Raw genomic sequence first — 18738 nt, forward strand, 5'->3', positions numbered from 1 at the left:
CGATTTCCAGAGCTTCTGGCTGACGACACTTCGCTTCATGCCGGCCAGATGGGGCTTCACACTGCCGGCATCAAGTAGGTTTTGTTAGCGACTCTTAACACCGGGGCGGGCGTTAACACGCGCCAAGCCGCGCCGGCACAGGGATGCGGGCGGATCGCCGCCTTTAACAAATCGCCCAGCGGGGAAATTTTCCGCGCGTGGGGGAACGGGCGGTCTAGGGGGCCGGCCTCGCCAACCTTTCGACCGCCCCCGCCCTCGGTGCCCCGTTGTGGGGCATGGGAAACCCGCCTCTCGGGCGGGGCGGTCGGGTGGTCGGCTTAGGCGGTCTTGGCGGCAGCCGGGGCGACCTTGGGTGCGCCGCGCTGTTCCAGTTGCCACAGGTCGTAGGCCGTCTGTTGGTGCAACCAGCTTTCGGCGCTGGGGCCGGCATCGGGGCCGCCCAGCCAGCTTTCCAGCCGAAGCGCCATGTCGGGCGAAACGGCGGCCTTGCCGTTCGCCACGCGCGACAGCGCCACGCGCGACACGCCAAGCTGTCGGGCCGCCTCGGCAATCGACAGGCCGAGCGCCGGCAACACGTCGTCACGCAGCGTCTCGCCGGGGTGGGGCGGGTTGTACATGCGGGTCATGTCCATGGCTCCTAGTGGTAGTCCTGATAATCGACGATCTCGGCATCCGTGCCGCGAAAGGTGAAGGTCAGACGCCAATTCCCATTCACCCATACGGCCCAGTGCCCTTGCAGATCGCCCTTGAGGGGATGCAGCTTCCAGCCGGGCAAGTTCATGTCTTGCGGGGCGCGGGCGCTGTCGAGCCGGGCCAGCAGTCGCGCCAGCTTGGCGGCGTGCTCGGGTTGGATGCCGGCCTTGCTCCCGTTGCGGTAGAAGGCTTCCAGCCCCTTGTGTGCGAAGGAAACGATCATGGGTTGATTGTATCGCTACGCTATACGTATAGCAATGCGATACATAATGCGCCCAGCAAAGCCCGCCTCATGGGGCGTTCCCTCAGGGCTTAGGCATTCATGGGGTGGTTTTCGCAAAGTCGCCTAGGTTGGCCGTGACGCGCGCCTTGCCCTCGGCGGTGCGCGGCCCGGTGCTGGCCCCGCCGTGCAGCTTGCAGCAGCCGTTGCGGCGGGACAGCGGGCTATGCGTGCCGTCCTCCCGCTCGCAGACGGGGCAGGGCGGCGGGGCGAAGTCGATCACGTTGCTCATGCGCTGCCGGCCTGCCAGCTTCCGCCGTTGGCGTTCCGGTGGTCGCGCTTGAGCCGCGCGGCGGCCTCATCGAGCAGCCGGACGGCCTCGGCTCGGGTCATCGGGTGTCGTGGGTCGTTCGCGGGGTTCATGTCTCGGGATTCTCCATGTAAGGCAAAAGCGGGCGGGAACAACGGGAACACGGGAACAAACCGCTGAAACCCGCGCCGTTATTGGCTTTGCGCGTTCCCGTCCTTGTTCCCGAATCGGGGTTTTGTTCCCGTTCCCCCTGTCGGGGCGGGGTGTTCTGTTCCCGCCGGCTCGAATGACGGGAACGGGACGGGAACAGCGCAAACCCTTATCCAGTAAGGCTTACAGAGGTGTTGTTCCCGTGTTCCCGTTGTTCCCGTTGTTTTTCTACGCGCGTGTAGTGCTCAGGTCGCGTCGCCACCTCCATTCCCTGCAGAAGGGTGCGGAAACAGTGGAAACATGGAAACAGAACGCTGAAACCCGCGCCGTTATTGGCTTTGCGCGTTTCCATCCCGTTTCCAATCGGGCGGTTTTGTTTCCACCTCCCCTTCTGACGGCGGTTCTTGTTTCCACTCCGGCGGGCGACTGGAAACAGGATGGAAACACGCAAACCCTTGCCCCATAAGGCTTACAGAGGTTTGTTTCCATGTTTCCACTGTTTCCACCATGTTTCTCGCGTAATGAAGTTCAGAAGGCGTCGCCGTCCTCGTCGCCGGCGCTGACCAGCAGATAGAAGCGCCCCCCGCTGGGCTTGCACGGTGTGCGGACCATGGTCTTCAGCCGGCCGTCGCCGGCCCGCTTCAACAGGCCGTGATCGGCGAGCACCTTTTGCGCCTTGGCGAGGTCGTGGCCGGCGATCACCTCCGCCTCGAACACCGGCGGGAAGACGATGTACTCCGGGTTGCCGTCCGTGTCGTAGCGCTTGTAGCCGGCCATGTTGGCGACGCGCGGCTCGTTGTCGGCCATCGGCAGCAGGACGAAGCGGCTGTAGCCGTGCAGGGCGAGGAAGGCTTCCGCCTGCTCGACGATGGCGCGGTCCTCGTGCTTGCCGGTGCCGTTGCGTTGCAGCCATGCGCGCATCAGCGCGTGGATCGCCTCGTGTGCCTCGCCTTCCGCCCAGCCGGTGATACCGGCGCGCGTCGCCAGCTCCAGCGCCAGCGCCACCACGGCGAAGCGGCTCACGACGCGGGCGGCTTGCGAGGCCGACGGCGGCAGGGCGGCGCACCATGCCCCGACCTGTTCGCGGATCAGCTCGGCCAGCTCCTCGCGGCGCGGCGCGACGTACTCGATGAAGGCCCGCCCCGCCGTGCCGTAGTGCTCGCCGCATTGGCGCTTGAGGTCGTCCGCCAGCGCCTTGGCGGACGGGTAGCCGTGCAGCGTCTCGAACACGCCGTAGCCCTTCCCGGCGTCGGCGGCGATGCTGGGCAGGCGCACGCTTTGTCCGGCCTTGATACGGCCGCTGCCGGCTTTCAGCACCTCGCTGACCGGGTGCTCGCCGGTCGAGAACACCAGCACCCGCCAGCGCGGTTGCTCGCGGTTGCCGCCCTCTCTGGCCCCCTGCGCCTTGCCCACGCCGTTGAACAGCCGGTAGGCCAGCAGGCTGACCGCGTTCGGGTCGCCTTGCCCCACCTCATCGAGGAACAACAGGCAGTCGTTGCGCGCGGCGGCGGCGTTCGCCAGCCCCAGCGCCGTGCCGTCCCACGCGAGCTTGGTTTTGTCGTGGTGGCCCCAGACCGATGCGCCGGCCCGCCCCGCCGTGGTCTTGCCATCGGTCGAGTCGCCGTACAGGTGAAAGCCGCCGGCCTCCATCTCCACCAGATCGAGCAGCGGCGCGGCGAACGCGCAGCCGAGCGCCAGCATGACGCGCGAGTGTCCGCGCGCCAGCCGCGCCACGCCGTCGCGCCAGCCCGCCAGCGTGCCGCACGGCGCGTAGGCGCTCGCGTCCTTGATGTCGCCCCGGTAGAAGATCGGCTCGCGCGGCGTGCCGAGCACGTCGCCGCCGGGCACGATGTACGCGCCATGCGTCCAGCCGCCCCGTTCGGCGATGTGGTGCATCGCGTCGCTCCCTTCCTCCTGCAGGTACTTGGCGAGCTTGTCTTGCAGGCCGCGCTGGGTGGCAATCGCCAAGCCCTTGTTGCGCAGGTTGACCCAGCCCTCGCGCTCGCCGGCCAGCCCCAGCGGGAAGGCCATGCGGCGCACGGCGTGGCTGCCCCGGCTGCGCCATTGCAGGATGCGGTATTGGTTGCCAGCCTCGTCCTCGCCGCGCCCGATCAGGTCGAGCCGGTCGCACAGCCGCACCGGGGGCTTTTCCAGCGCCTGCCCGGAAGCGTCGTCGTGCTTCACGTCGATGAAGTACACGCCGGAATCGTTTACCTCGAAGCGCGGTTTCGGTTCGTACAGCGGCGCGTCGGCCGCCTGTTGCAGTCGTTGCAGATCGTCGCGGGCGCTCATGCGGCGGCCTCCTGTCGGGATTGGTACACGTCGAGCCAGTCGCCCGGCGCGCTCGGGGTGTGGATGCGGACGCGGCGCGCTTCGCCCAGCAGGCGGTGGGCGAGCCGTTCGGCGGCCTGCTGGCCGGTGCCGCTTTCGTCGTGGTCGGCCATGATGTGCACGTCGGCCACGGTCTCGGGCAGCTCCAGCCGTTCCAGCCCGCCGGCCGACACGCCGGCCCAGCACGGCAGGCCGGAACCCAAGCGCACCGCCAGCGCCGTTTCGATGCCCTCGGCCAGCGCCAGCGCGCCGCCCTCCGGTTCGAACAGCCGCACCGCCGCGCCCTTGCTCGCGCCCTCGTGGGCGGTCAGCAGCTTCTTGCAGTCCAGCGCCGCGCCGCTCGCCGGGTGCAGCGGCCGCGCCTTGCGGCCGTCCGGGGTCAGGTAAATGCGATGCAGGCCGGCGCGCGAGCCGTCCGGGGCGGTCAGCTCGGCCAACAGCGCCGGGAAGTCGCCAAGGTGCACGGGGCGGCCATCCACCTCGCACCAGTACGGCAAGGCCGGGTGGCAGCGCAGCGCCGCCGGGTAGACGTTCAGCAGCAGCCCGCGCCCGGTCAGGTAGCGCGCGGCCGGGTCGTCGCGGTGCAGCGGGGCGGCCTCGCGCCACAGCCGTTCCAGCTTGGCGGCGTCGTCGCGCGTTGCCGGGACGCTGGCGGGGGCAGGCGCGCGCGGCGCGGCGGCGGTGGGGGTGGCCCCCTCGGCCAAGCCCAGCACGCCGGCTACGGCCCGTAGCGCGGCCTTGAAGTCGGCCCCGAGCCAGTGCATCGCCAGCGCGAAGCCGTCGCCGCCCAGTCTGTCCAGCCCCCGGCAGACGAAACGGCCGGTGCCCTTGTCGATGAACTGGAAACGGTCGGTGCCGCCGCAGCACGGGCAAGGCTGATTGCGACGATGGCGGAATACCTCGGCGGGGATGCCCAAGGCGGTCAGGATGTCCGGCCAGCGGCCGAAGGCTTCGCGGCGGACGTGTTGCAGGTCGATTCGGGACATGGGGTGTCCTTTCGGGCGTGAGGCGGGCCGCGCCCGGTGCTGGCACCGTGCGGGGGTCGCGTCCTCACGCCTTGCTCAGATTGTCGGGGTGGGTCAGCGCTCTAGGCTGACGATCAGCTCGGGGGCGCGTGCGGCGATCAGGCGGAACAGCGCGGCGGCGGGGTGGCCGTCCGCCTCGCGTGCTTCGGCCAACAGCGGCGCGAACACGTCGGCGAAGCCCTCGCAAAAGGCCGTGGCGGCCCGCTGGGCGTCGTCGCCGGTGTCGTGGGCGTCGAGGTGCCAGCGCAGCGCGTAGAGCGCGCGCAGCGCCGCCAATTGGCCGTCGCGCTCGGCCAGATGCAGGGCGTTGGGGTTCAGCATGATGCGGCCTCCCGGATGGCGGCGCGGGCGGACAGGGTGGCCTCCACCACGGGCAGCATCAGCACCAGCGCCAGCGAGAACGGCCAGCAGCCGTGCGCGGCGATGATCGCGCGCCATTCGGCGTCCGCGTCAACCGGGCGGGCGTTGAGCAGGCAGTCCGTCACCCACGCCACGCGGATCAAGGCCGGGTACAGGCAGGCTTTCGGCACCACGATGGCGACCGCGCAATCGAGCGACGCGCGCGCCCGGCTGGCGACGATCTCGGCCTCGGCTTCGGTGTCGTACCAGCCGAGGCACTCGGCCCCTTCCAGCGTCTCGTGCTGGCGGCCGGCGAACTGGGCGTAGATGGCGTAGTTCATCGCGCGGCCTCCTTGTGCAGCGAGGCGGCCCGGCGGCGGGTACGCGGCGCGCGCTCGTCGCCGAAGGTCTCGACGCGGCTGATGCCGAGCGGTTCGGCGTGGCGGGCGGACAGCGCCGCCAGCTCGCGGCGGGCGGCGCGTTCGTCCCGGTGCGCGATGCCGCTCACGCGGGCGTGCAGCAGGTGGCGCGGCGTGCCGTCGATCAGGAACGGGCGCGGCGCGGCGTAGGTGAGGAAATAGACGACGCTCATCGGGCCACCTCCGCGACGGTGTAGCCGTGGGCGGCCGGGGCGATGGACACCCGCTTGCCACGCGACACCAGCAGCGCGGCGAGCGCGCGCGCCTCGGCCAAGGTCGGCAGGGTGGTAACGGGGACGGCGAAAACGGGGAACAGGCGCGACAGGGCGCGCGGGATGATGTGGGTCATGGTGCCTTCAGGATTAGCGTTCGAATTGCCGCTTCCCGCTGCTAATCGGGTGGGGCGGCGCAAGGCAGGGTTAGCAGACCGGCAATCCCTTACCGGCAGGGCCGAAGCCCTCCCCACCAAGGCCGCCCACTGAAGGCGCACCAAGGCCGCAAAGACAGCATGGACGCTGCTTCGCGGGGATTGATTCGGGCTGCTAAACCCGGTCGCGGGACTGACCGCGACCGGGGCACGATACCGGCCGATGCCGTTCGGGTCAAGCTGCGGCGTCATGCCATGACACACCGTGACGCGGCAGGCCATCGCGCCGCAAAGCTTGGCCGAAGCGCCGGCCAAAGCGACAAATTTCGTTGGGACGAGCATGGATGCGGGTTTCATGCGCTTGGCCTCCCGCGATGGGCTTCGGACTGATGCGGTATGGCTTGGCGCGCCACGGTACGGTTTGACACCGCAACGCCGAATGCCGACAATGAAACCGTTTCCGGCATTGCCGGTTGGAATCTGGTTCCCCTCGGGTTGAACCAGTCGCCCCGAAAGGACGAACGCAAGTTCTCCGGGGCGTTGGATGACAGAGCCGCTTTCGAGCGGCTTTTCTTTTGCCTGAAGAACCCCGTCATGCCCCTTCATCCCCAGTTCTACCCCAAGCGCGGCCATGTGCTGCTGTGCGATTTTTCGCGCGGCTTTGTCGCCCCGGAAATGCTCAAGCGCCGCCCGGTGGTGGTGATTTCGCCGTCCGCCACGCATGGCCGGAAGCTGTGCACGGTCATCCCGCTGTCCACGACGGCCCCCGATCCGGTCATGCCGTGGCATTACCCGTTGCAACGGAACCCGAACCCTCTGGAAACCCAGCCCGTCCAAGTCTGGGCGAAGTGCGACATGCTCTACACGGTCGCGTTCGAGCGACTGGACAAGTTCCACCGGAAAACCCGCAACGGGCGGGAGTACCTGTCCCCGTCCATGTCGGCCGAGGATTTCGCCGGGGTGTTGACCGGCGTACGAGCTTACTTGTCGTTCGTCTAGCGTCATGCCGATAGCCTCCCGTGGTCGTTGGCGGCGATCAGGGCGACGCCCGGCACGCTCTTGCCGATCAGCGCCGCGAAGCGCTCGCACCGCGCTTTCGCCAGTTGGAACACCGCCTTGTACGGCTCGCCGGCCGCCATGCCGTCTTGCAGCGCGCGCACGGTGGCGGTTTCGGCGGTCGTGAGGTGGGCAAGCTGCAGCCCGGTCAGCGTGTCGCGGAAGCCCTCGGGCACCTTGCCGGGCGGCATGTGGAACATCGCGCAGCGCCTCATTCGCGCCTAGTTTCTCGATGTCGCGCAGCACGTTTTTGTGCCGCTTGCCGAACACGCGGGCGATGGTCAGGGAATCGGTGCGCGCTTGGCCGCCGGCCAGACGGACCAGCGGCATGGCCTCGGCGCATGGGCCGCCGACAGCCGGCGGCGTGGCGGTGCTATGCTTGGCGCTGGTGTGGGCGCTCGTTTCCGCGTTGGCGGGGCGGGCGTTTTTTCGTTTCATCGCTCGCCCTCCCTTAAGCCGCTTGCCGGCTGGCGGCAATGCGCGATTCGATCCACGCATTGACCTCGGACTCGACCCAGCCGACCGCGCCAGCACCCAAGCTGATCGGCGTCGGAAAGGTCGGGTCGTGGCGCGGTGAGTTGGGGTTCAGGCGGTCGTAAATCGCTGTGCGCGACAGGCCGATTTTGGCCTCTAGCTGTTTGCGACGGATGATGGAGTAGCGGGGGGCATTTGCGGCCATTATTCCCCCTCCCCGACCAGTCGGGCCACGTCATCCACGCGCCAGCCAAGGCGGCCGCCAATCTTCACCGGCCGAATCGGTCCGGGCCGACTTTTGCAAGCCCATGCGCGCAACGATTGTGGTTTCATGCCGAGGATTTGCGCGGCCGCATTGGTGCTCAATACCTGCTGACCAAGCGCGCGCGCAGCGTCGATGAGTTGCATTCTGGGTTCTCCAAATGAAAAAACCCGCTCAAGGCGGGTTTGTTGATGCAATGCCGGCGTACCGGCTACGTGCTGAAAAAGCAAAAGCCCGAGGCGGTCAGGCTCTCGGGCTTTGGCATCTTCTGGGCGTGCAAAACCCGCCGCAAGGCAGGTATCTACACGTGGATCGCGGGATTAAGAGCCGCTAACAAAACCTCAATCGAGCAACCGTAAGGTCTTGATCCGGCATGCACCGGCTCGCGGGGAAAGTAGGTTTTGTTAGCGGCTCTAAGTTGTTTCGGCATTTTCTGGACGCAATTCGTCCTGCTGTAAAAAAGCATAAATTATTCAGCGGTGCGCGTCAACGCATAACGCAAACCCGCATAGATATTGGCTTGCATGGGAATAAAAAAAAATTTCAGCAGCCTGCGGGCGGGACGAGCAGGCGGCCCCTATCATGCCGCCCGATCAGGGAAAGGGATCACCTTGCCGCCTTCCGCCTGGGCGTCGATGTAGTCCGCCCACCATTGCAGTATCCTGCGGCGTTCGTCGAGGTACTCCGCCCGGTTGTAGGCGGCCCGTACCTTGTTGTGATCGGCGTGGCTCAACTGGCGCTCGATGGCGTCGGGGTTGAAACCGCTTTCGTTCAGGATCGTCGAGGCGGTCGAGCGGAAGCCGTGCACGTCGGCCTTGCCCTTGTAGCCCATGCGGTGCAGCGCGCGGCGCAGCGTCTCGGGGCTCATCGGGCTGTCCGGCCGGTTGCGGTTCGGAAACAGGAATTGCCGGCCGCCGCTGATCGCCTGCAGCTCGCGCAGCACGTCCGCAGCCTGCCGGGACAGGGGCACCATGTGCGGTGCGGCGGTGGCCTTGTATTTCTCCTGCAGCTTGCGGTTCTCCGGTGGGACGCTCCACAGCGCCTTGTCCCAGTCCACATGCGCCCATTCGGCCCGCACCATCTCGCCGATGCGGGTGAAGCACAGCAGCATCAGCCGGAACAGCAGATAGGTTTGCCGCGTGCCGCCGAAGGCTTCCAAGCGCGAGAGGAAGCCGGGCAATTCGTCCCGGCCCAGCGCCTTGCGCGGTTTGGCAACCGCCGTCTTGAGTGCACCGGACAGCGTGGCGGCCGGATCGACGGTCGCGCGGCCGGTCAGGACGGCGAGGCGGAAGATGGCCGAGCAGCGTTCGCGCAGGCGGTTGGCGGTGTCGATCTTGCCGGCGCGCTCGACCTTGCGGAGCACGTCGAGCAGCTCAAGCGGCTGAATTTCGGTGATGGGGCGCTTGCCCAGCGTGGGGAACAGGTGGCTTTCCAGCGAGGCGAGCACGCGGCCGGCGTGGGCTGCCGACCACTCGGCCGTCATCACGCCGTGCCACTCGCGGGCGAGCGCCTCGAAGGTGTTGGCTGCGGCGACCTTGGCGGCGATCTTGTCGGCCTTCTTCTTTTCGCACGGGTCGATACCCTCGGCCAACAGCTTGCGGGCATCGTCGCGGCGCGCACGGGCTTCTTTGAGCGAGGTTTCCGGGTAGACCCCTAGCGCAAGGGTTTTCTGCTTGCCGGCGAACCGGTAGGCCATGCGCCAGTATTTCGAGCCATTGCCCATCACCCATAGGAACAGGCCGAGCCCGTCCGCCAGTTTGTCTGGCTTCCCGTCCTCGCGGGGCTTGGCGTTCTTGATCGCGCTGTCGGTCAGGGGCATGTTGGTATCGCGCTGTTGGTATCTACGTTGTCATTTTTATCAGATACCAACAAATGTACCAACAGAAATGCCGGGCTTCCATGGGCATGGATGGGACTGTGTAGGGCAACAAAAAACCCGCAGAGCCTTGCGCTGTGCGGGTTTGTGGGACTGTTTCGGACTGCTTGGGAAGCGGGTTTGGCGCCCCCGACAGGAATCGAACCTGTAACTGCCCCTTAGGAGGGGGCCGTTATATCCATTTAACTACGGAGACAGCCGGAAAACTCAGGCCTGGCGCCGGACCGACGCGAGCGCCAGTTCGGCCAGGGCGGCGCGGACCGGGGTGTCGGGCAGCGCGGCCAGCGCGTCGGCGGCGCGGCGGGCGGCCGCTTCGGCCTCGCCGCGCGCGTAGTCGAGCGCGCCGCACGATTGTACCGCAGCGAGCACTTGCGGGAAATGCTCGCGGTCTGCGTGTTCGAGCGCGTGGCGCACGGTGGCGGCGGCCTGCGCGTCGCCGTGGCGCATCGCGTGGATCAAGGGCAGCGTCGGCTTGCCCTCGGCGAGGTCGTCGCCGAGGCTCTTGCCGATGGTGTCGGCGTCGCCCGAGTAGTCGAGCACGTCGTCGATGATCTGGAACGCGGTGCCCAGGTGCATGCCGTAGTCGGCCAGCGCCTGCTCCTGTTCGGGCGTCGCGCCGGCGATCAGCGCGCCGACGCGGGTGGCGGCCTCGAACAGCTTGGCGGTCTTGTACTGGATCACCTGCAGGTAGGCCGCCTCGTCGATGTCGGTGTTGCCGATGTTCAGCAGCTGCAGCACCTCGCCCTCGGCGATGATGTTGGTCGCGTCGGCCATCACCTCGAGGATGCGCATGTTCCGGGTGGCGACCATCATCTGGAAGGCGCGGGTATACAGGAAGTCGCCGACCAGCACCGCGGCGGCGTTGCCGAACAGCGCGTTGGCGGTGTCGCGGCCGCGGCGCAGGTCGGACTCGTCGACGACGTCGTCGTGCAGCAGCGTCGCGGTGTGGATGAATTCGACCATCGCCGCCAGCTCGTGCAGGTGCTCGCCGTCGTAGCCGAGCGCGCGGCCGGACAAGAGCGTCAGCGCCGGGCGCAGCCGTTTGCCGCCGGCACCGATGATGTATTCGGCGACCTGGCGGATCAGCACCACGTCGGAGTGGAGGCGCGACCGGATGACGCGGTCGACGGTCTGCATGTCGTCGGCGATCAGCGACTTGAAGAGCGGAGCGGTGGACACGGTGTTGTTCGTTCGATTGGCGGCCTGAAACCGCGAAATCATACCAGAAAAGGCCGCAAGGCCGCATGCGGCGGGCGGCGTGGGCGGGCGCGGCGAAAAAGTTGACGCGTTTCAGTGACTTGCGTACTATTGCGGGCTCCGCGTTTTGTGCGCGGGTGTAATGCTTTTTTCAGGAGCTCATGCGAATGTATGCGGTCGTAAAAACCGGTGGCAAACAGTACAAGGTTGCCGTCGGCGAAAAACTCAAAGTAGAACAGATACCTGCAGACGTCGACAGCCAGATCGTGCTCAACGAAGTACTGATGATCGCTGACGGTGAAAGCCTTGCTGTGGGTACCCCGCTGGTGGCCGGTGCTACCGTGACCGCGACCGTCGTGTCGCACGGTCGCGGCGAAAAGATCCGCATCTTCAAGATGCGTCGTCGCAAGCACTACCAGAAGCGTCAGGGTCATCGTCAGAACTTCACCGAAATCCGCATCGACGCGATTTCGAAGTAATCAGGAGAATCAGTCATGGCACACAAGAAAGCTGGCGGTAGCTCCCGCAACGGCCGCGACTCCGAAGCCAAACGCCTGGGCGTGAAGGTTTACGGCAGCGAACTGATCCCGGCCGGTTCGATCATCGTGCGTCAGCGCGGTACCAAGTTCCATGCTGGCGACAACGTCGGCATCGGCAAGGACCACACCCTGTTCGCCAAGGTTGACGGTTACGTCGAGTTCACCACCAAGGGTGCGCAGAACCGCAAGACCGTGAACGTGGTGCCGTACACCGGCGTCGACGCCGAGTAATCGGTTTCCGGCACGTGAAAAAAGCCCTGTCCTCGGGATAGGGCTTTTTTTCGTTTCCGAGGAATCAGTCCTGAAGGCTGGCCGATCGCGCCGGCTCGGGCGGCTCGGCCAACCTTGAGGCCCGATTCCTCCCGCAGCAGTAGGAGAGCACCATGAAATTCATCGACGAAGCCCGCATCGAAGTGATCGCGGGCAAGGGCGGCAACGGCGCCGCCAGCTTCCGTCGCGAGAAGTTCGTGCCGTTCGGCGGCCCGGACGGCGGCGACGGCGGCAAGGGCGGCAGCGTGTACGCGGTCGCCGACGAGAACGTCAACACCCTGGTCGAGTACCGCTTCGTCAAGCGCTACCAGGCGCACAACGGCGAGAAGGGCCACGGCGCGGACTGCTACGGCAAGGGCGCCGACGACATCGAGCTGCACATGCCGGTCGGCACGGTGATCGTCGACGTCGACACCGAAGAAACGGTCGCCGACCTGACCCACCACGGCCAGCGCGTCTGCCTCGCCCGGGGCGGCAAGGGCGGCCTCGGCAACATCCACTTCAAGTCGTCGACCAACCGCGCGCCGCGCCAGTGCACGCCGGGCGAGGACGGCGAGCGCCGCACGCTGAAGCTCGAGCTGAAGGTGCTGGCCGACGTCGGCCTGCTGGGCATGCCCAACGCCGGCAAGTCGACCTTCATCCGCTCGGTGTCGGCCGCCAAGCCCAAGGTCGCCGACTACCCGTTCACCACGCTGTACCCGAACCTCGGCGTGGTGCGCATGAACGACACCTCGAGCTTCGTGATCGCCGACATCCCGGGCCTGATCGAGGGCGCCGCCGAAGGCGCCGGCCTCGGCCACCGTTTTCTCAAGCATTTGAGCCGCACCGGCCTGTTGCTGCATCTCGTCGACGTCGCGCCGTTCGACCCCGAGGTCGACCCGGTGCGCGAGGCGCACGCGATCGTCGAGGAGCTGAAGAAGTACGACGAGGAGCTGTACCGCAAGCCGCGCTGGCTGGTGCTCAACAAGCTCGACATGGTGCCCGAGGACGAGCGCCAGGCCGTCGTCGAGTCCTTCCTGACCGCCTTCGGCTGGCCGCTGACGAACCCGGACGACCGCTTCGCCTTCGATACCGAGGCCAAACGCCACTTCGTGATCTCGGCGCTGACCGGCGAGGGCACCCGCGAGCTGACCTACGCGATCAAGGACTACCTCGACGCGCGCCGTGCCGCCGAGCGCGAAGCGCGCGGCGAGGCGCCGGTCGAGGCCAAGCCCTACGACCCGCTCGCCAAGTAAGGCCCTAGGCCAAGCCTGAACGCCCCGCGCGACGCCTCGCCGGGGCGTTTCGTTTTGCGCGCGCGGCGAACATCCCGCTGCGCCGCCCTTGTCAGCGCGCGCGGTCGCGTGGCAAGGTCGCACGATGACTGCCGCCACGCTCGCTCCGCCCGCCGCCGCCTCGCATCGCAGCGCCTACCTGCTGCTCGTGCTCGCCGCCTTGTTCTGGTCGGGCAACTTCGTGCTCGCGCGCGCGATGCACGCCGCCATTCCGCCGTTCACGCTCGCCTTCGCGCGCTGGGGCATCGCGCTCCTGGTGCTGCTGCCCTTGGGGCTGAAACCGATGTTGGCCGAGCGCGCGCTGTGGCGGCCGCACTGGCGCCGCATCGTCGTGCTCGCGTTGCTCGGCATCACCGGTTTCAACTCGCTGGTCTACGTCGGCCTGCACAGCACCAGCGCGACCAACGGCGTGCTGCTCAACTCCTTCATTCCCATCCTGATCGTCGCGCTCGGCGCGTTGGGCTTCGGCCTGACGGTCGGCGTGCGCCAGGCGCTGGCGATCGCCGTGTCCTTCGTCGGCGTCGTGACCATCGTCGCGCACGGCGAGCCGGCGCGGCTGTTGGCCTTGCAGCTCAACCCCGGCGACGCGCTGGTGTTCGCCGCGATGGTGTGCTGGGCGCTCTACACGCTGTTGCTGCGCGCCGTGCCGCCGGCGATCGACCGCGTCGACCTGCTGACGCTCTTGGTCGCGCTGGGTCTTATCGCGCTGTCGCCGTTCTGCGCGTGGGAGTGGTCGCGCGGCGCGACGGTACGCCTCGACGCGGCGACGCTCTCGACCTTCGCCTACATGGGCACGCTGCCCTCGGTGGCCGCCTACTATTTCTACAATTTCGGCGTCGCGCGCGTCGGCGCGGCGCGCGCCGGCACCTTCATCCACCTGATGCCCGCCTTCGGCGCGCTGTTGTCGACGCTGTGGCTCGGCGAGGCGATCGCCGCCTACCACCTGGCCGGCATCGGGCTGATCCTCGCCGGCGTCGCGCTCGCGACGCGCGCGGCGAGGCGCTAACGGCACAAACGTCACAAAGGAGAAGCACGATGAGCGAAGCGGACAAGCAGAACGGCATGGCCAGGCGCACCGAGGTGATGGGCGAGGCTTTCGTCGCGCGCGCGATGGGCGGCGTCGACGGTTTCAACGCGCCGCTGCAGGACTGGCTGAACGAACACGCCTGGGGCAGCACCTGGCGGCGCGACGGCATCGACCTGAAAACGCGCAGCCTGGTCACCTGCGCGATGCTGGCCGCGCTCGGCCGCAGCCACGAACTGAAGGGCCACGTGCGCGGCGCGATCAACAACGGCGCCAGCCTGGTCGAGGTGCGCGAAGTGCTGCTGCACACGGCGCTGTACGCCGGCGCGCCGGCGGCGGTCGAGGCCTTCCGCGTCGCGCGCGAGATCATCGACGAGCTCGGCCTGGCGGTGCCGCCGCTCGAAGGCTGAGCCCCGACCCTGCTCGCGCAAGGGTTGAAATGTCGCCCGAATGCCTCAAACTGAGGTCCGTTCCATACCCACCAAGAGGAGACTTGAAATGGCCACCATCACCCTGAAGGGCAACCCGATCGAAGTCGCCGGCAAGCTGCCGGCCGTCGGCAGCCAGGCCCCCGAATTCGCCCTGGTCGGCAACGACCTGGGCGACGTGAAACTGGCCGACTTCGCCGGCAAGAAAAAAGTGCTGAACATTTTCCCGAGCGTCGACACCCCGGTGTGCGCCGCCTCGGTGCGCAAGTTCAACGAAGCCGCCTCCAGCCGCGCCGATACCGTCGTGCTGTGCATCTCGGCCGACCTGCCGTTCGCCCAGGCGCGCTTCTGCGGCGCCGAAGGCCTCGACAACGTCAAGTCCGCGTCGACCTTCCGCAACGGCGACTTCGCCCAGGCCTACGGCGTCGCCTTCGCCACCGGCCCGCTGGTCGGCCTGACCGCCCGCGCCGTGCTGGTGCTCGACGAGAACAACGTCGTCAAGTACACCCAGCTGGTGTCCGAAGTGACCGAAGAGCCGAACTACGAAGCCGCGCTGGCCGCGCTGTAATTCGCGCTTGTCCGGCGCGCCGGACGGCCGCATGAAAAAACCCCGCCTCGGCGGGGTTTTTTCATGGGCTCGGCCAACGTTGGCCGAGCCGCGCGGCGCCTGGGCGGGCGTCGCAGGCCGGCCGGGGCCGGGCAAGCGCCCGCTCAAAACTCGAATTTGCTCTCCAGCACTTCCACGCCGTTGCCGATCCTGATCGTCCCACTGTTCAGCGCTCGCATGTTGACCCCGAAGCAGATCCCCTCCGGCAGCGCCCGCGTGCGGATCAGAGTCTTCATCGGTTCGCCGTCGGCGCGCCGTTCGCCGCGCTCGGGGTCGACGGTGGTGAACACGCAGCGCGTGCACGGCTTGGTGATTTCGAACTCGACCTCGCCGACGCGGATACGCTGCCACTCGTCCTCCTGCCACGCGAAGTCGGCGTCGACGACGAGGTTGGCGCGGAAGTGGCGTGCGCCGACCGGCTCGGCCAACTGCGCGTTGAGGTCGGCGAGCGAGGCGCGGTTGATCAGCAGGTAGGGGTAACCGTCGGCGAACGACAGCTCGCCGTCGCCGCTTTTTTGCGTGCGCTGCGATTCGCGCCCCAGCCACAACAGCCGGCAGGGGTGGCCGAGGAAGGCGCTGAACCACGCGTCGGCGGTAGCGTCGCCGTGCCAGGCGGGGAAGCGGTCCTTCCACACCGTCGCGTCGTGCGGCGCGGTGAAGGCGGCGTGTTCGACGACGAGCGGCGCGCGGCCGGGGGTGCTAAAGCGCGCGCCGTCCACTGTCGGCTCGACCTCGACGCGCACCAGGCCGGGGGCGGTGCGGCCGGTGATGAAGCGGCCGTCGGGCTCGACCAGCAGCCATTCGCGGTCGTGCGCGAGGCCGCGCGGCGTGACGGCGGCGGCGTCGAGCGCGTTGCCGCGCGAGGATTTCATCGGGTGGACGTAGAGTTCGGTCAGCCGCATCGCTCACTCCCCGGCTTCGTCGGCGGCGAGGCTGGCCTTGTGCTTGGCGGCCAGCCGCACGTAGTGCTCGGCCGAGTAGCGGAAGAAGGCGAGTTCGGCCTCGTTCAGCGGCCGCACCTGCTTGACCGGGTTGCCCAGGTACAGGTAGCCCGATTCGAGGCGCTTGCCCGGCGGCACCAGGCTGCCGGCGCCGACCAGCACGCGCGATTCGATCACCGCGCGGTCGAGCACGGTGCTGCCGATGCCGATCAGCACCTCGTCGTGGATGGTGCAGCCGTGCAAGGTCACGTGGTGGCCGATGGTGACCCTGTTTCCGATGATCAGCGGCGCGCCGGCGGGGTCGGAGTCGCGCTTGTGGCTGACGTGCAGCATCGCGAAGTCCTGGATATTGCTCGCCTCGCCGATCTCGATGTGGTTGACGTCGCCGCGCACCACCGCGCACGGCCACACCGACGCGGCCTCGCCGAGTTTGACCTCGCCGATCACGACCGCGGCCGGGTCGACATAAGCCGATTCGGGCACCACCGGGCGGCGGCCGTCGAAGGAGCGGATATTGCGATTCATCGATTTGTCCTCATCTCAAAACGGTTTCTACGATGATACCGTGAGCCCGCCTCCCCGATGCGGCATGGCCGCGAGGGTTTCCCCGCGGCGGGCGCGACCGAACCCACCCAAAGGAATGCCCATGAGTGCCAACCCGCTGCTCGATTTCTCCGGCCTGCCGCGCTTCGCCGACATCACCCCCGAGCACATCGCACCGGCGATCGACCAGTTGCTGGCCGACGCGCGCGCCGCGATCGCCGCGATCACCGCGAGCGACGCGCCGGCGACCTGGGAGACGGTGCTCGAACCGCTGACCGACGCCACCGAACGCCTCGGCCGCGCCTGGGGCGTGGTCGGCCACCTGAACGCGGTGGTCAACACGCCGGCGCTGCGTGACGCCTACAACGCCAACCTGCCGAAAGTGGCGGCGTTCTGGACCGAGCTGGGGCAGAACCTCGAACTGTTCGCGCGCTTCAAGGACCTGAAGGCGGGCGCGTACGACGCGCTCACCCCGGCGCAGCAGGCGCTGCTCGACCACGACCTGCGCGACTTCGTGCTCGCCGGTGCCGACCTCGCCGAACCGGCCAAGAGCCGCTTCGCCGAGATCGAGACGAGGTTGGCCGAGCTGTCGGCCAAGTTCGAGCAGAACGTGCTCGACGCGACCGATGCCTTCGCCAAGTACGTCGAGAACGCCGACGAGCTGGCCGGCCTGCCCGACGACGTGCTGGCGCTGTTCGCGTCCGCCGCCGAGGCCGACGGCAAGCCGGGCTACAAGATCACGCTGCAGATGCCGTTCTACCTGCCGGTGCTGCAGTACGCCGACAACCGCGCACTGCGCCGCGAGCTCTACGACGCCTACGTCAAGCGCGCGTCCGAGTTCGGCCCGGCGGAGCTCGACAACACGCCGATCATCGCCGAGAAGCTGAAGCTGGCGCGCGAGTCGGCCCAGTTGTTGGGCTTCGCCGACTTCGCGACGCTGTCGCTCGAGACCAAGATGGCCGAGAGCCCGGCCGAGGTGATCGCCTTCCTGCGTGACCTCGCCGCGCGCGCCAAGCCGTTCGCGGCCCGCGACCGCGCCGAGCTCGAAGCCTTCGCGCGCGAGACGATGGGGCTGGAAACGCTCGAAGCGTGGGACCTGGCCTACGTCGCCGAGAAGCTGCGCGTCGCGCGCTACGCCTTCTCCGAGCAGGAAGTGAAGCAGTACTTCCCCGAACCGAAGGTGCTCGCCGGTCTGTTCGGCGTGATCGACACGCTGTACGGCGTCAGCGCGCGCCCGGCCGACGCGCCGGTGTGGCACCCGGACGTGCGCTACTTCGAGCTGGTGAAGGACGGCGGCGTGATCGGCGGCTTCTACCTCGACCTGTACGCGCGCGAAGGCAAGCGCGGCGGCGCGTGGATGGACGACGCGCGCGGCCGGCGCAAGAAGGCCGGCGCGGTGCAGACGCCGGTCGCGTACCTGACCTGCAACTTCAGCCGCCCGGTCGGTACCAGCCCGGCCTTGTTCACGCACGACGAGGTGATCACGCTGTTCCACGAGTTCGGCCACGGCCTGCACCACCTGCTGACGCGCGTCGACGTGCTCGGCGTGGCCGGCATCAACGGCGTCGAGTGGGACGCGGTCGAGCTGCCGTCCCAATTCATGGAGAACTTCTGCTGGGAGTGGGACGTGCTGCAGGGCATGACCGCGCACGTCGAGAGCGACGAGCCGCTGCCGCGCGCGCTGTTCGACAAGATGCTCGCGGCGAAGAATTTCCAGAGCGGCATGCAGACGGTGCGCCAGATCGAGTTCGCGCTGTTCGACATGCGCCTGTACGGCGACTTCGACCCGGCCGGCGACTGGCTGAAACTGCTGGACGAGGTGCGCGCCGAGGTGGCGGTCAACTTCCCGCCGGCCTACAACCGCTTCCCGAACAGCTTCGGCCACATCTTCGCCGGCGGCTACGCGGCCGGCTATTACAGCTACAAGTGGGCCGAGGTGCTGTCGGCCGACGCCTACGCCGCGTTCGAGGAGGCCGGCGGCGCCAATCCGGCCACCGGCAAGCGTTTCTGGGACGAGATCCTCGCCGTCGGCGGTTCGCGCCCGGCGCTCGAGTCGTTCCGCGCCTTCCGCGGCCGCGACCCGCAAATCGACGCGCTGTTGCGCCACAACGGCATGGTCGCCGCAGAAATTCGCTGACGCCGCGCGGAACTTCGCGCAAAGGCCCTTGCCCTAAAGGGGGGATGCGCGCCGATGTGTGCGGTGCGCGTCCCGAGCAGCAAGCGAGCTGGACGCAGCGGATTTTCCTCGTGTGTGTGGAAGAGCGTTAAGCAAAGTCTGTGTCACCCTCCGGGCGTTGCGGCCCGGAGGGATTTTTTTGTCCGCTCGCCCCGCTGCTGGCGCTGAACGGCAAAAAGCCTGGCCGAACCCCGAGGGTTCGGCCAGGCTTTTTTGC

At 67.8% G+C, this 18738-nt stretch carries 25 protein-coding genes and 1 tRNA gene; 8 read left to right on the forward strand and 18 right to left on the reverse strand.

What is annotated here, in order from left to right; genetic code table 11:
• Window positions 1–317: 317 nt before the first annotated feature.
• The 10 genes from EV683_RS10390 to EV683_RS14600 form a co-directional block, all read right to left on the reverse strand.
• Window positions 318–626 carry a HigA family addiction module antitoxin gene (locus EV683_RS10390; protein ID WP_131862737.1) on the reverse strand — a complete coding sequence of 103 codons (309 nt, stop codon included), beginning with the start codon at window positions 624–626 and terminating at the stop codon, window positions 318–320.
• 11 nt (window positions 627–637) lie between these two features.
• Window positions 638–916 (reverse strand): type II toxin-antitoxin system RelE/ParE family toxin, encoded by a 279-nt coding sequence (locus EV683_RS10395; RefSeq protein WP_131862738.1) that lies wholly within the window; start codon window positions 914–916, stop codon window positions 638–640.
• 97 nt (window positions 917–1013) lie between these two features.
• Window positions 1014–1205: an HGGxSTG domain-containing protein gene (locus EV683_RS10400; protein ID WP_131862739.1), complete on the reverse strand. Its 192-nt coding sequence runs from the start codon at window positions 1203–1205 to the stop codon at window positions 1014–1016.
• Window positions 1202–1336, reverse strand: coding sequence for a hypothetical protein (locus EV683_RS14720; RefSeq protein WP_279432281.1), 135 nt, complete (start codon window positions 1334–1336; stop codon window positions 1202–1204). Before EV683_RS14720 ends, EV683_RS10400 begins: the two co-directional genes overlap by 4 nt.
• A gap of 565 nt (window positions 1337–1901) precedes the next feature.
• The gene (locus EV683_RS10405) at window positions 1902–3665 is read right to left on the reverse strand and encodes a DUF927 domain-containing protein (protein WP_131862740.1); all 1764 of its coding nucleotides are present in this window, start codon (window positions 3663–3665) and stop codon (window positions 1902–1904) included.
• Window positions 3662–4690 (reverse strand): DUF7146 domain-containing protein, encoded by a 1029-nt coding sequence (locus tag EV683_RS10410; protein WP_131862741.1) that lies wholly within the window; start codon window positions 4688–4690, stop codon window positions 3662–3664. The genes EV683_RS10405 and EV683_RS10410 overlap by 4 nt, the downstream gene beginning before the upstream one ends.
• Window positions 4691–4783: 93 nt before the next feature.
• Entirely contained in the window at window positions 4784–5050 is a 267-nt protein-coding gene (locus tag EV683_RS10415; protein ID WP_131862742.1) for a hypothetical protein, read from the reverse strand.
• Entirely contained in the window at window positions 5044–5409 is a 366-nt protein-coding gene (locus EV683_RS10420) for a hypothetical protein (protein ID WP_131862743.1), read from the reverse strand. Before EV683_RS10420 ends, EV683_RS10415 begins: the two co-directional genes overlap by 7 nt.
• Window positions 5406–5660: a hypothetical protein gene (locus tag EV683_RS10425; RefSeq protein ID WP_131862744.1), complete on the reverse strand. Its 255-nt coding sequence runs from the start codon at window positions 5658–5660 to the stop codon at window positions 5406–5408. The genes EV683_RS10420 and EV683_RS10425 overlap by 4 nt, the downstream gene beginning before the upstream one ends.
• Window positions 5657–6211, reverse strand: coding sequence for a hypothetical protein (locus EV683_RS14600; RefSeq protein ID WP_243694747.1), 555 nt, complete (start codon window positions 6209–6211; stop codon window positions 5657–5659). The genes EV683_RS10425 and EV683_RS14600 overlap by 4 nt, the downstream gene beginning before the upstream one ends.
• Before the next feature lie 39 nt (window positions 6212–6250).
• Here EV683_RS14600 and EV683_RS10435 point away from each other — a divergent pair, with 39 nt between their 5' ends.
• Window positions 6251–6853, forward strand: coding sequence for a type II toxin-antitoxin system PemK/MazF family toxin (locus EV683_RS10435; RefSeq protein ID WP_207910446.1), 603 nt, complete (start codon window positions 6251–6253; stop codon window positions 6851–6853).
• Between the two features lie 2 nt (window positions 6854–6855).
• On the opposite strand, the gene EV683_RS10440 is transcribed toward EV683_RS10435, so the two are convergent.
• The 6 genes from EV683_RS10440 to ispB form a co-directional block, all read right to left on the reverse strand.
• On the reverse strand, window positions 6856–7110 hold the full coding sequence (locus EV683_RS10440; protein WP_131862745.1) for a hypothetical protein: 255 nt from the start codon (window positions 7108–7110) through the stop codon (window positions 6856–6858).
• A gap of 251 nt (window positions 7111–7361) precedes the next feature.
• Window positions 7362–7589 carry a helix-turn-helix transcriptional regulator gene (locus EV683_RS10445; RefSeq protein WP_131862746.1) on the reverse strand — a complete coding sequence of 76 codons (228 nt, stop codon included), beginning with the start codon at window positions 7587–7589 and terminating at the stop codon, window positions 7362–7364.
• Window positions 7589–7792: a MerR family transcriptional regulator gene (locus tag EV683_RS10450; RefSeq protein ID WP_131862747.1), complete on the reverse strand. Its 204-nt coding sequence runs from the start codon at window positions 7790–7792 to the stop codon at window positions 7589–7591. Before EV683_RS10450 ends, EV683_RS10445 begins: the two co-directional genes overlap by 1 nt.
• A gap of 434 nt (window positions 7793–8226) precedes the next feature.
• Complete coding sequence (locus EV683_RS10455) at window positions 8227–9465, reverse strand: tyrosine-type recombinase/integrase (protein WP_131862748.1); 1239 nt, start codon at window positions 9463–9465, stop codon at window positions 8227–8229.
• 178 nt (window positions 9466–9643) lie between these two features.
• Window positions 9644–9718, reverse strand: a tRNA-Arg gene (locus EV683_RS10460).
• Between the two features lie 11 nt (window positions 9719–9729).
• Window positions 9730–10743, reverse strand: coding sequence for an octaprenyl diphosphate synthase (gene ispB, locus EV683_RS10465; protein WP_131862749.1), 1014 nt, complete (start codon window positions 10741–10743; stop codon window positions 9730–9732).
• 143 nt (window positions 10744–10886) lie between these two features.
• Between ispB and rplU the strand changes: the two genes are divergently transcribed.
• The 6 genes from rplU to tpx all read left to right on the forward strand — a co-directional run bounded on the left by rplU (window position 10887) and on the right by tpx (window position 14822).
• Window positions 10887–11198, forward strand: coding sequence for a 50S ribosomal protein L21 (rplU, locus tag EV683_RS10470; RefSeq protein WP_066610789.1), 312 nt, complete (start codon window positions 10887–10889; stop codon window positions 11196–11198).
• Between the two features lie 15 nt (window positions 11199–11213).
• Window positions 11214–11489 (forward strand): 50S ribosomal protein L27, encoded by a 276-nt coding sequence (gene rpmA / locus EV683_RS10475; protein ID WP_066610787.1) that lies wholly within the window; start codon window positions 11214–11216, stop codon window positions 11487–11489.
• A 152-nt stretch (window positions 11490–11641) separates the two neighbouring features.
• Window positions 11642–12763, forward strand: a complete 1122-nt coding sequence (obgE, locus tag EV683_RS10480; RefSeq protein WP_066610785.1) for a GTPase ObgE — start codon at window positions 11642–11644, stop codon at window positions 12761–12763.
• A 124-nt stretch (window positions 12764–12887) separates the two neighbouring features.
• On the forward strand, window positions 12888–13808 hold the full coding sequence (locus tag EV683_RS10485) for a DMT family transporter (protein WP_131862750.1): 921 nt from the start codon (window positions 12888–12890) through the stop codon (window positions 13806–13808).
• Between the two features lie 29 nt (window positions 13809–13837).
• Complete coding sequence (locus tag EV683_RS10490) at window positions 13838–14236, forward strand: carboxymuconolactone decarboxylase family protein (protein ID WP_066610781.1); 399 nt, start codon at window positions 13838–13840, stop codon at window positions 14234–14236.
• Between the two features lie 88 nt (window positions 14237–14324).
• Window positions 14325–14822 (forward strand): thiol peroxidase, encoded by a 498-nt coding sequence (gene tpx, locus EV683_RS10495; protein WP_131862751.1) that lies wholly within the window; start codon window positions 14325–14327, stop codon window positions 14820–14822.
• Between the two features lie 143 nt (window positions 14823–14965).
• Here the strand turns inward: tpx and EV683_RS10500 are convergent, their stop codons facing one another.
• Together EV683_RS10500 and EV683_RS10505 are read right to left on the reverse strand one after the other, a co-directional pair.
• Entirely contained in the window at window positions 14966–15763 is a 798-nt protein-coding gene (locus EV683_RS10500; protein WP_131862752.1) for an MOSC domain-containing protein, read from the reverse strand.
• Between the two features lie 3 nt (window positions 15764–15766).
• Window positions 15767–16327, reverse strand: a complete 561-nt coding sequence (locus tag EV683_RS10505) for a gamma carbonic anhydrase family protein (RefSeq protein ID WP_131862753.1) — start codon at window positions 16325–16327, stop codon at window positions 15767–15769.
• 121 nt (window positions 16328–16448) lie between these two features.
• Between EV683_RS10505 and EV683_RS10510 the strand changes: the two genes are divergently transcribed.
• On the forward strand, window positions 16449–18482 hold the full coding sequence (locus EV683_RS10510) for a M3 family metallopeptidase (RefSeq protein WP_131862754.1): 2034 nt from the start codon (window positions 16449–16451) through the stop codon (window positions 18480–18482).
• Window positions 18483–18738 lie beyond the last annotated feature (256 nt).

Origin of the sequence: Crenobacter luteus, from assembly GCF_004345725.1 — a bacterium.
Classification (GTDB): Bacteria; Pseudomonadota; Gammaproteobacteria; order Burkholderiales; family Chromobacteriaceae; genus Crenobacter; species Crenobacter luteus.

Bases quoted from the DNA above. Each gene is read 5' to 3' on its own strand.
- EV683_RS10405 (WP_131862740.1), bottom strand. From the start codon at position 3,665: ATGAGCGCCCGCGACGATCTGCAACGACTGCAACAGGCGGCCGACGCG.
- EV683_RS10410 (WP_131862741.1), bottom strand. From the start codon at position 4,690: ATGTCCCGAATCGACCTGCAACACGTCCGCCGCGAAGCCTTCGGCCGC.
- ispB (WP_131862749.1), bottom strand. From the start codon at position 10,743: ATGATTTCGCGGTTTCAGGCCGCCAATCGAACGAACAACACCGTGTCC.
- EV683_RS10490 (WP_066610781.1), top strand. From the start codon at position 13,838: ATGAGCGAAGCGGACAAGCAGAACGGCATGGCCAGGCGCACCGAGGTG.
- EV683_RS10455 (WP_131862748.1), bottom strand. From the start codon at position 9,465: ATGCCCCTGACCGACAGCGCGATCAAGAACGCCAAGCCCCGCGAGGAC.
- rplU (WP_066610789.1), top strand. From the start codon at position 10,887: ATGTATGCGGTCGTAAAAACCGGTGGCAAACAGTACAAGGTTGCCGTC.
- tpx (WP_131862751.1), top strand. From the start codon at position 14,325: ATGGCCACCATCACCCTGAAGGGCAACCCGATCGAAGTCGCCGGCAAG.
- rpmA (WP_066610787.1), top strand. From the start codon at position 11,214: ATGGCACACAAGAAAGCTGGCGGTAGCTCCCGCAACGGCCGCGACTCC.
- EV683_RS10505 (WP_131862753.1), bottom strand. From the start codon at position 16,327: ATGAATCGCAATATCCGCTCCTTCGACGGCCGCCGCCCGGTGGTGCCC.
- EV683_RS10390 (WP_131862737.1), bottom strand. From the start codon at position 626: ATGACCCGCATGTACAACCCGCCCCACCCCGGCGAGACGCTGCGTGAC.
- EV683_RS10445 (WP_131862746.1), bottom strand. From the start codon at position 7,589: ATGGCCGCAAATGCCCCCCGCTACTCCATCATCCGTCGCAAACAGCTA.
- EV683_RS10435 (WP_207910446.1), top strand. From the start codon at position 6,251: ATGGCTTGGCGCGCCACGGTACGGTTTGACACCGCAACGCCGAATGCC.
- EV683_RS10450 (WP_131862747.1), bottom strand. From the start codon at position 7,792: ATGCAACTCATCGACGCTGCGCGCGCGCTTGGTCAGCAGGTATTGAGC.
- EV683_RS10395 (WP_131862738.1), bottom strand. From the start codon at position 916: ATGATCGTTTCCTTCGCACACAAGGGGCTGGAAGCCTTCTACCGCAAC.
- EV683_RS14600 (WP_243694747.1), bottom strand. From the start codon at position 6,211: ATGAAACCCGCATCCATGCTCGTCCCAACGAAATTTGTCGCTTTGGCC.
- EV683_RS14720 (WP_279432281.1), bottom strand. From the start codon at position 1,336: ATGAACCCCGCGAACGACCCACGACACCCGATGACCCGAGCCGAGGCC.
- EV683_RS10485 (WP_131862750.1), top strand. From the start codon at position 12,888: ATGACTGCCGCCACGCTCGCTCCGCCCGCCGCCGCCTCGCATCGCAGC.
- EV683_RS10400 (WP_131862739.1), bottom strand. From the start codon at position 1,205: ATGAGCAACGTGATCGACTTCGCCCCGCCGCCCTGCCCCGTCTGCGAG.
- EV683_RS10415 (WP_131862742.1), bottom strand. From the start codon at position 5,050: ATGCTGAACCCCAACGCCCTGCATCTGGCCGAGCGCGACGGCCAATTG.
- EV683_RS10500 (WP_131862752.1), bottom strand. From the start codon at position 15,763: ATGCGGCTGACCGAACTCTACGTCCACCCGATGAAATCCTCGCGCGGC.
- obgE (WP_066610785.1), top strand. From the start codon at position 11,642: ATGAAATTCATCGACGAAGCCCGCATCGAAGTGATCGCGGGCAAGGGC.
- EV683_RS10420 (WP_131862743.1), bottom strand. From the start codon at position 5,409: ATGAACTACGCCATCTACGCCCAGTTCGCCGGCCGCCAGCACGAGACG.
- EV683_RS10425 (WP_131862744.1), bottom strand. From the start codon at position 5,660: ATGAGCGTCGTCTATTTCCTCACCTACGCCGCGCCGCGCCCGTTCCTG.
- EV683_RS10440 (WP_131862745.1), bottom strand. From the start codon at position 7,110: ATGTTCCACATGCCGCCCGGCAAGGTGCCCGAGGGCTTCCGCGACACG.
- EV683_RS10510 (WP_131862754.1), top strand. From the start codon at position 16,449: ATGAGTGCCAACCCGCTGCTCGATTTCTCCGGCCTGCCGCGCTTCGCC.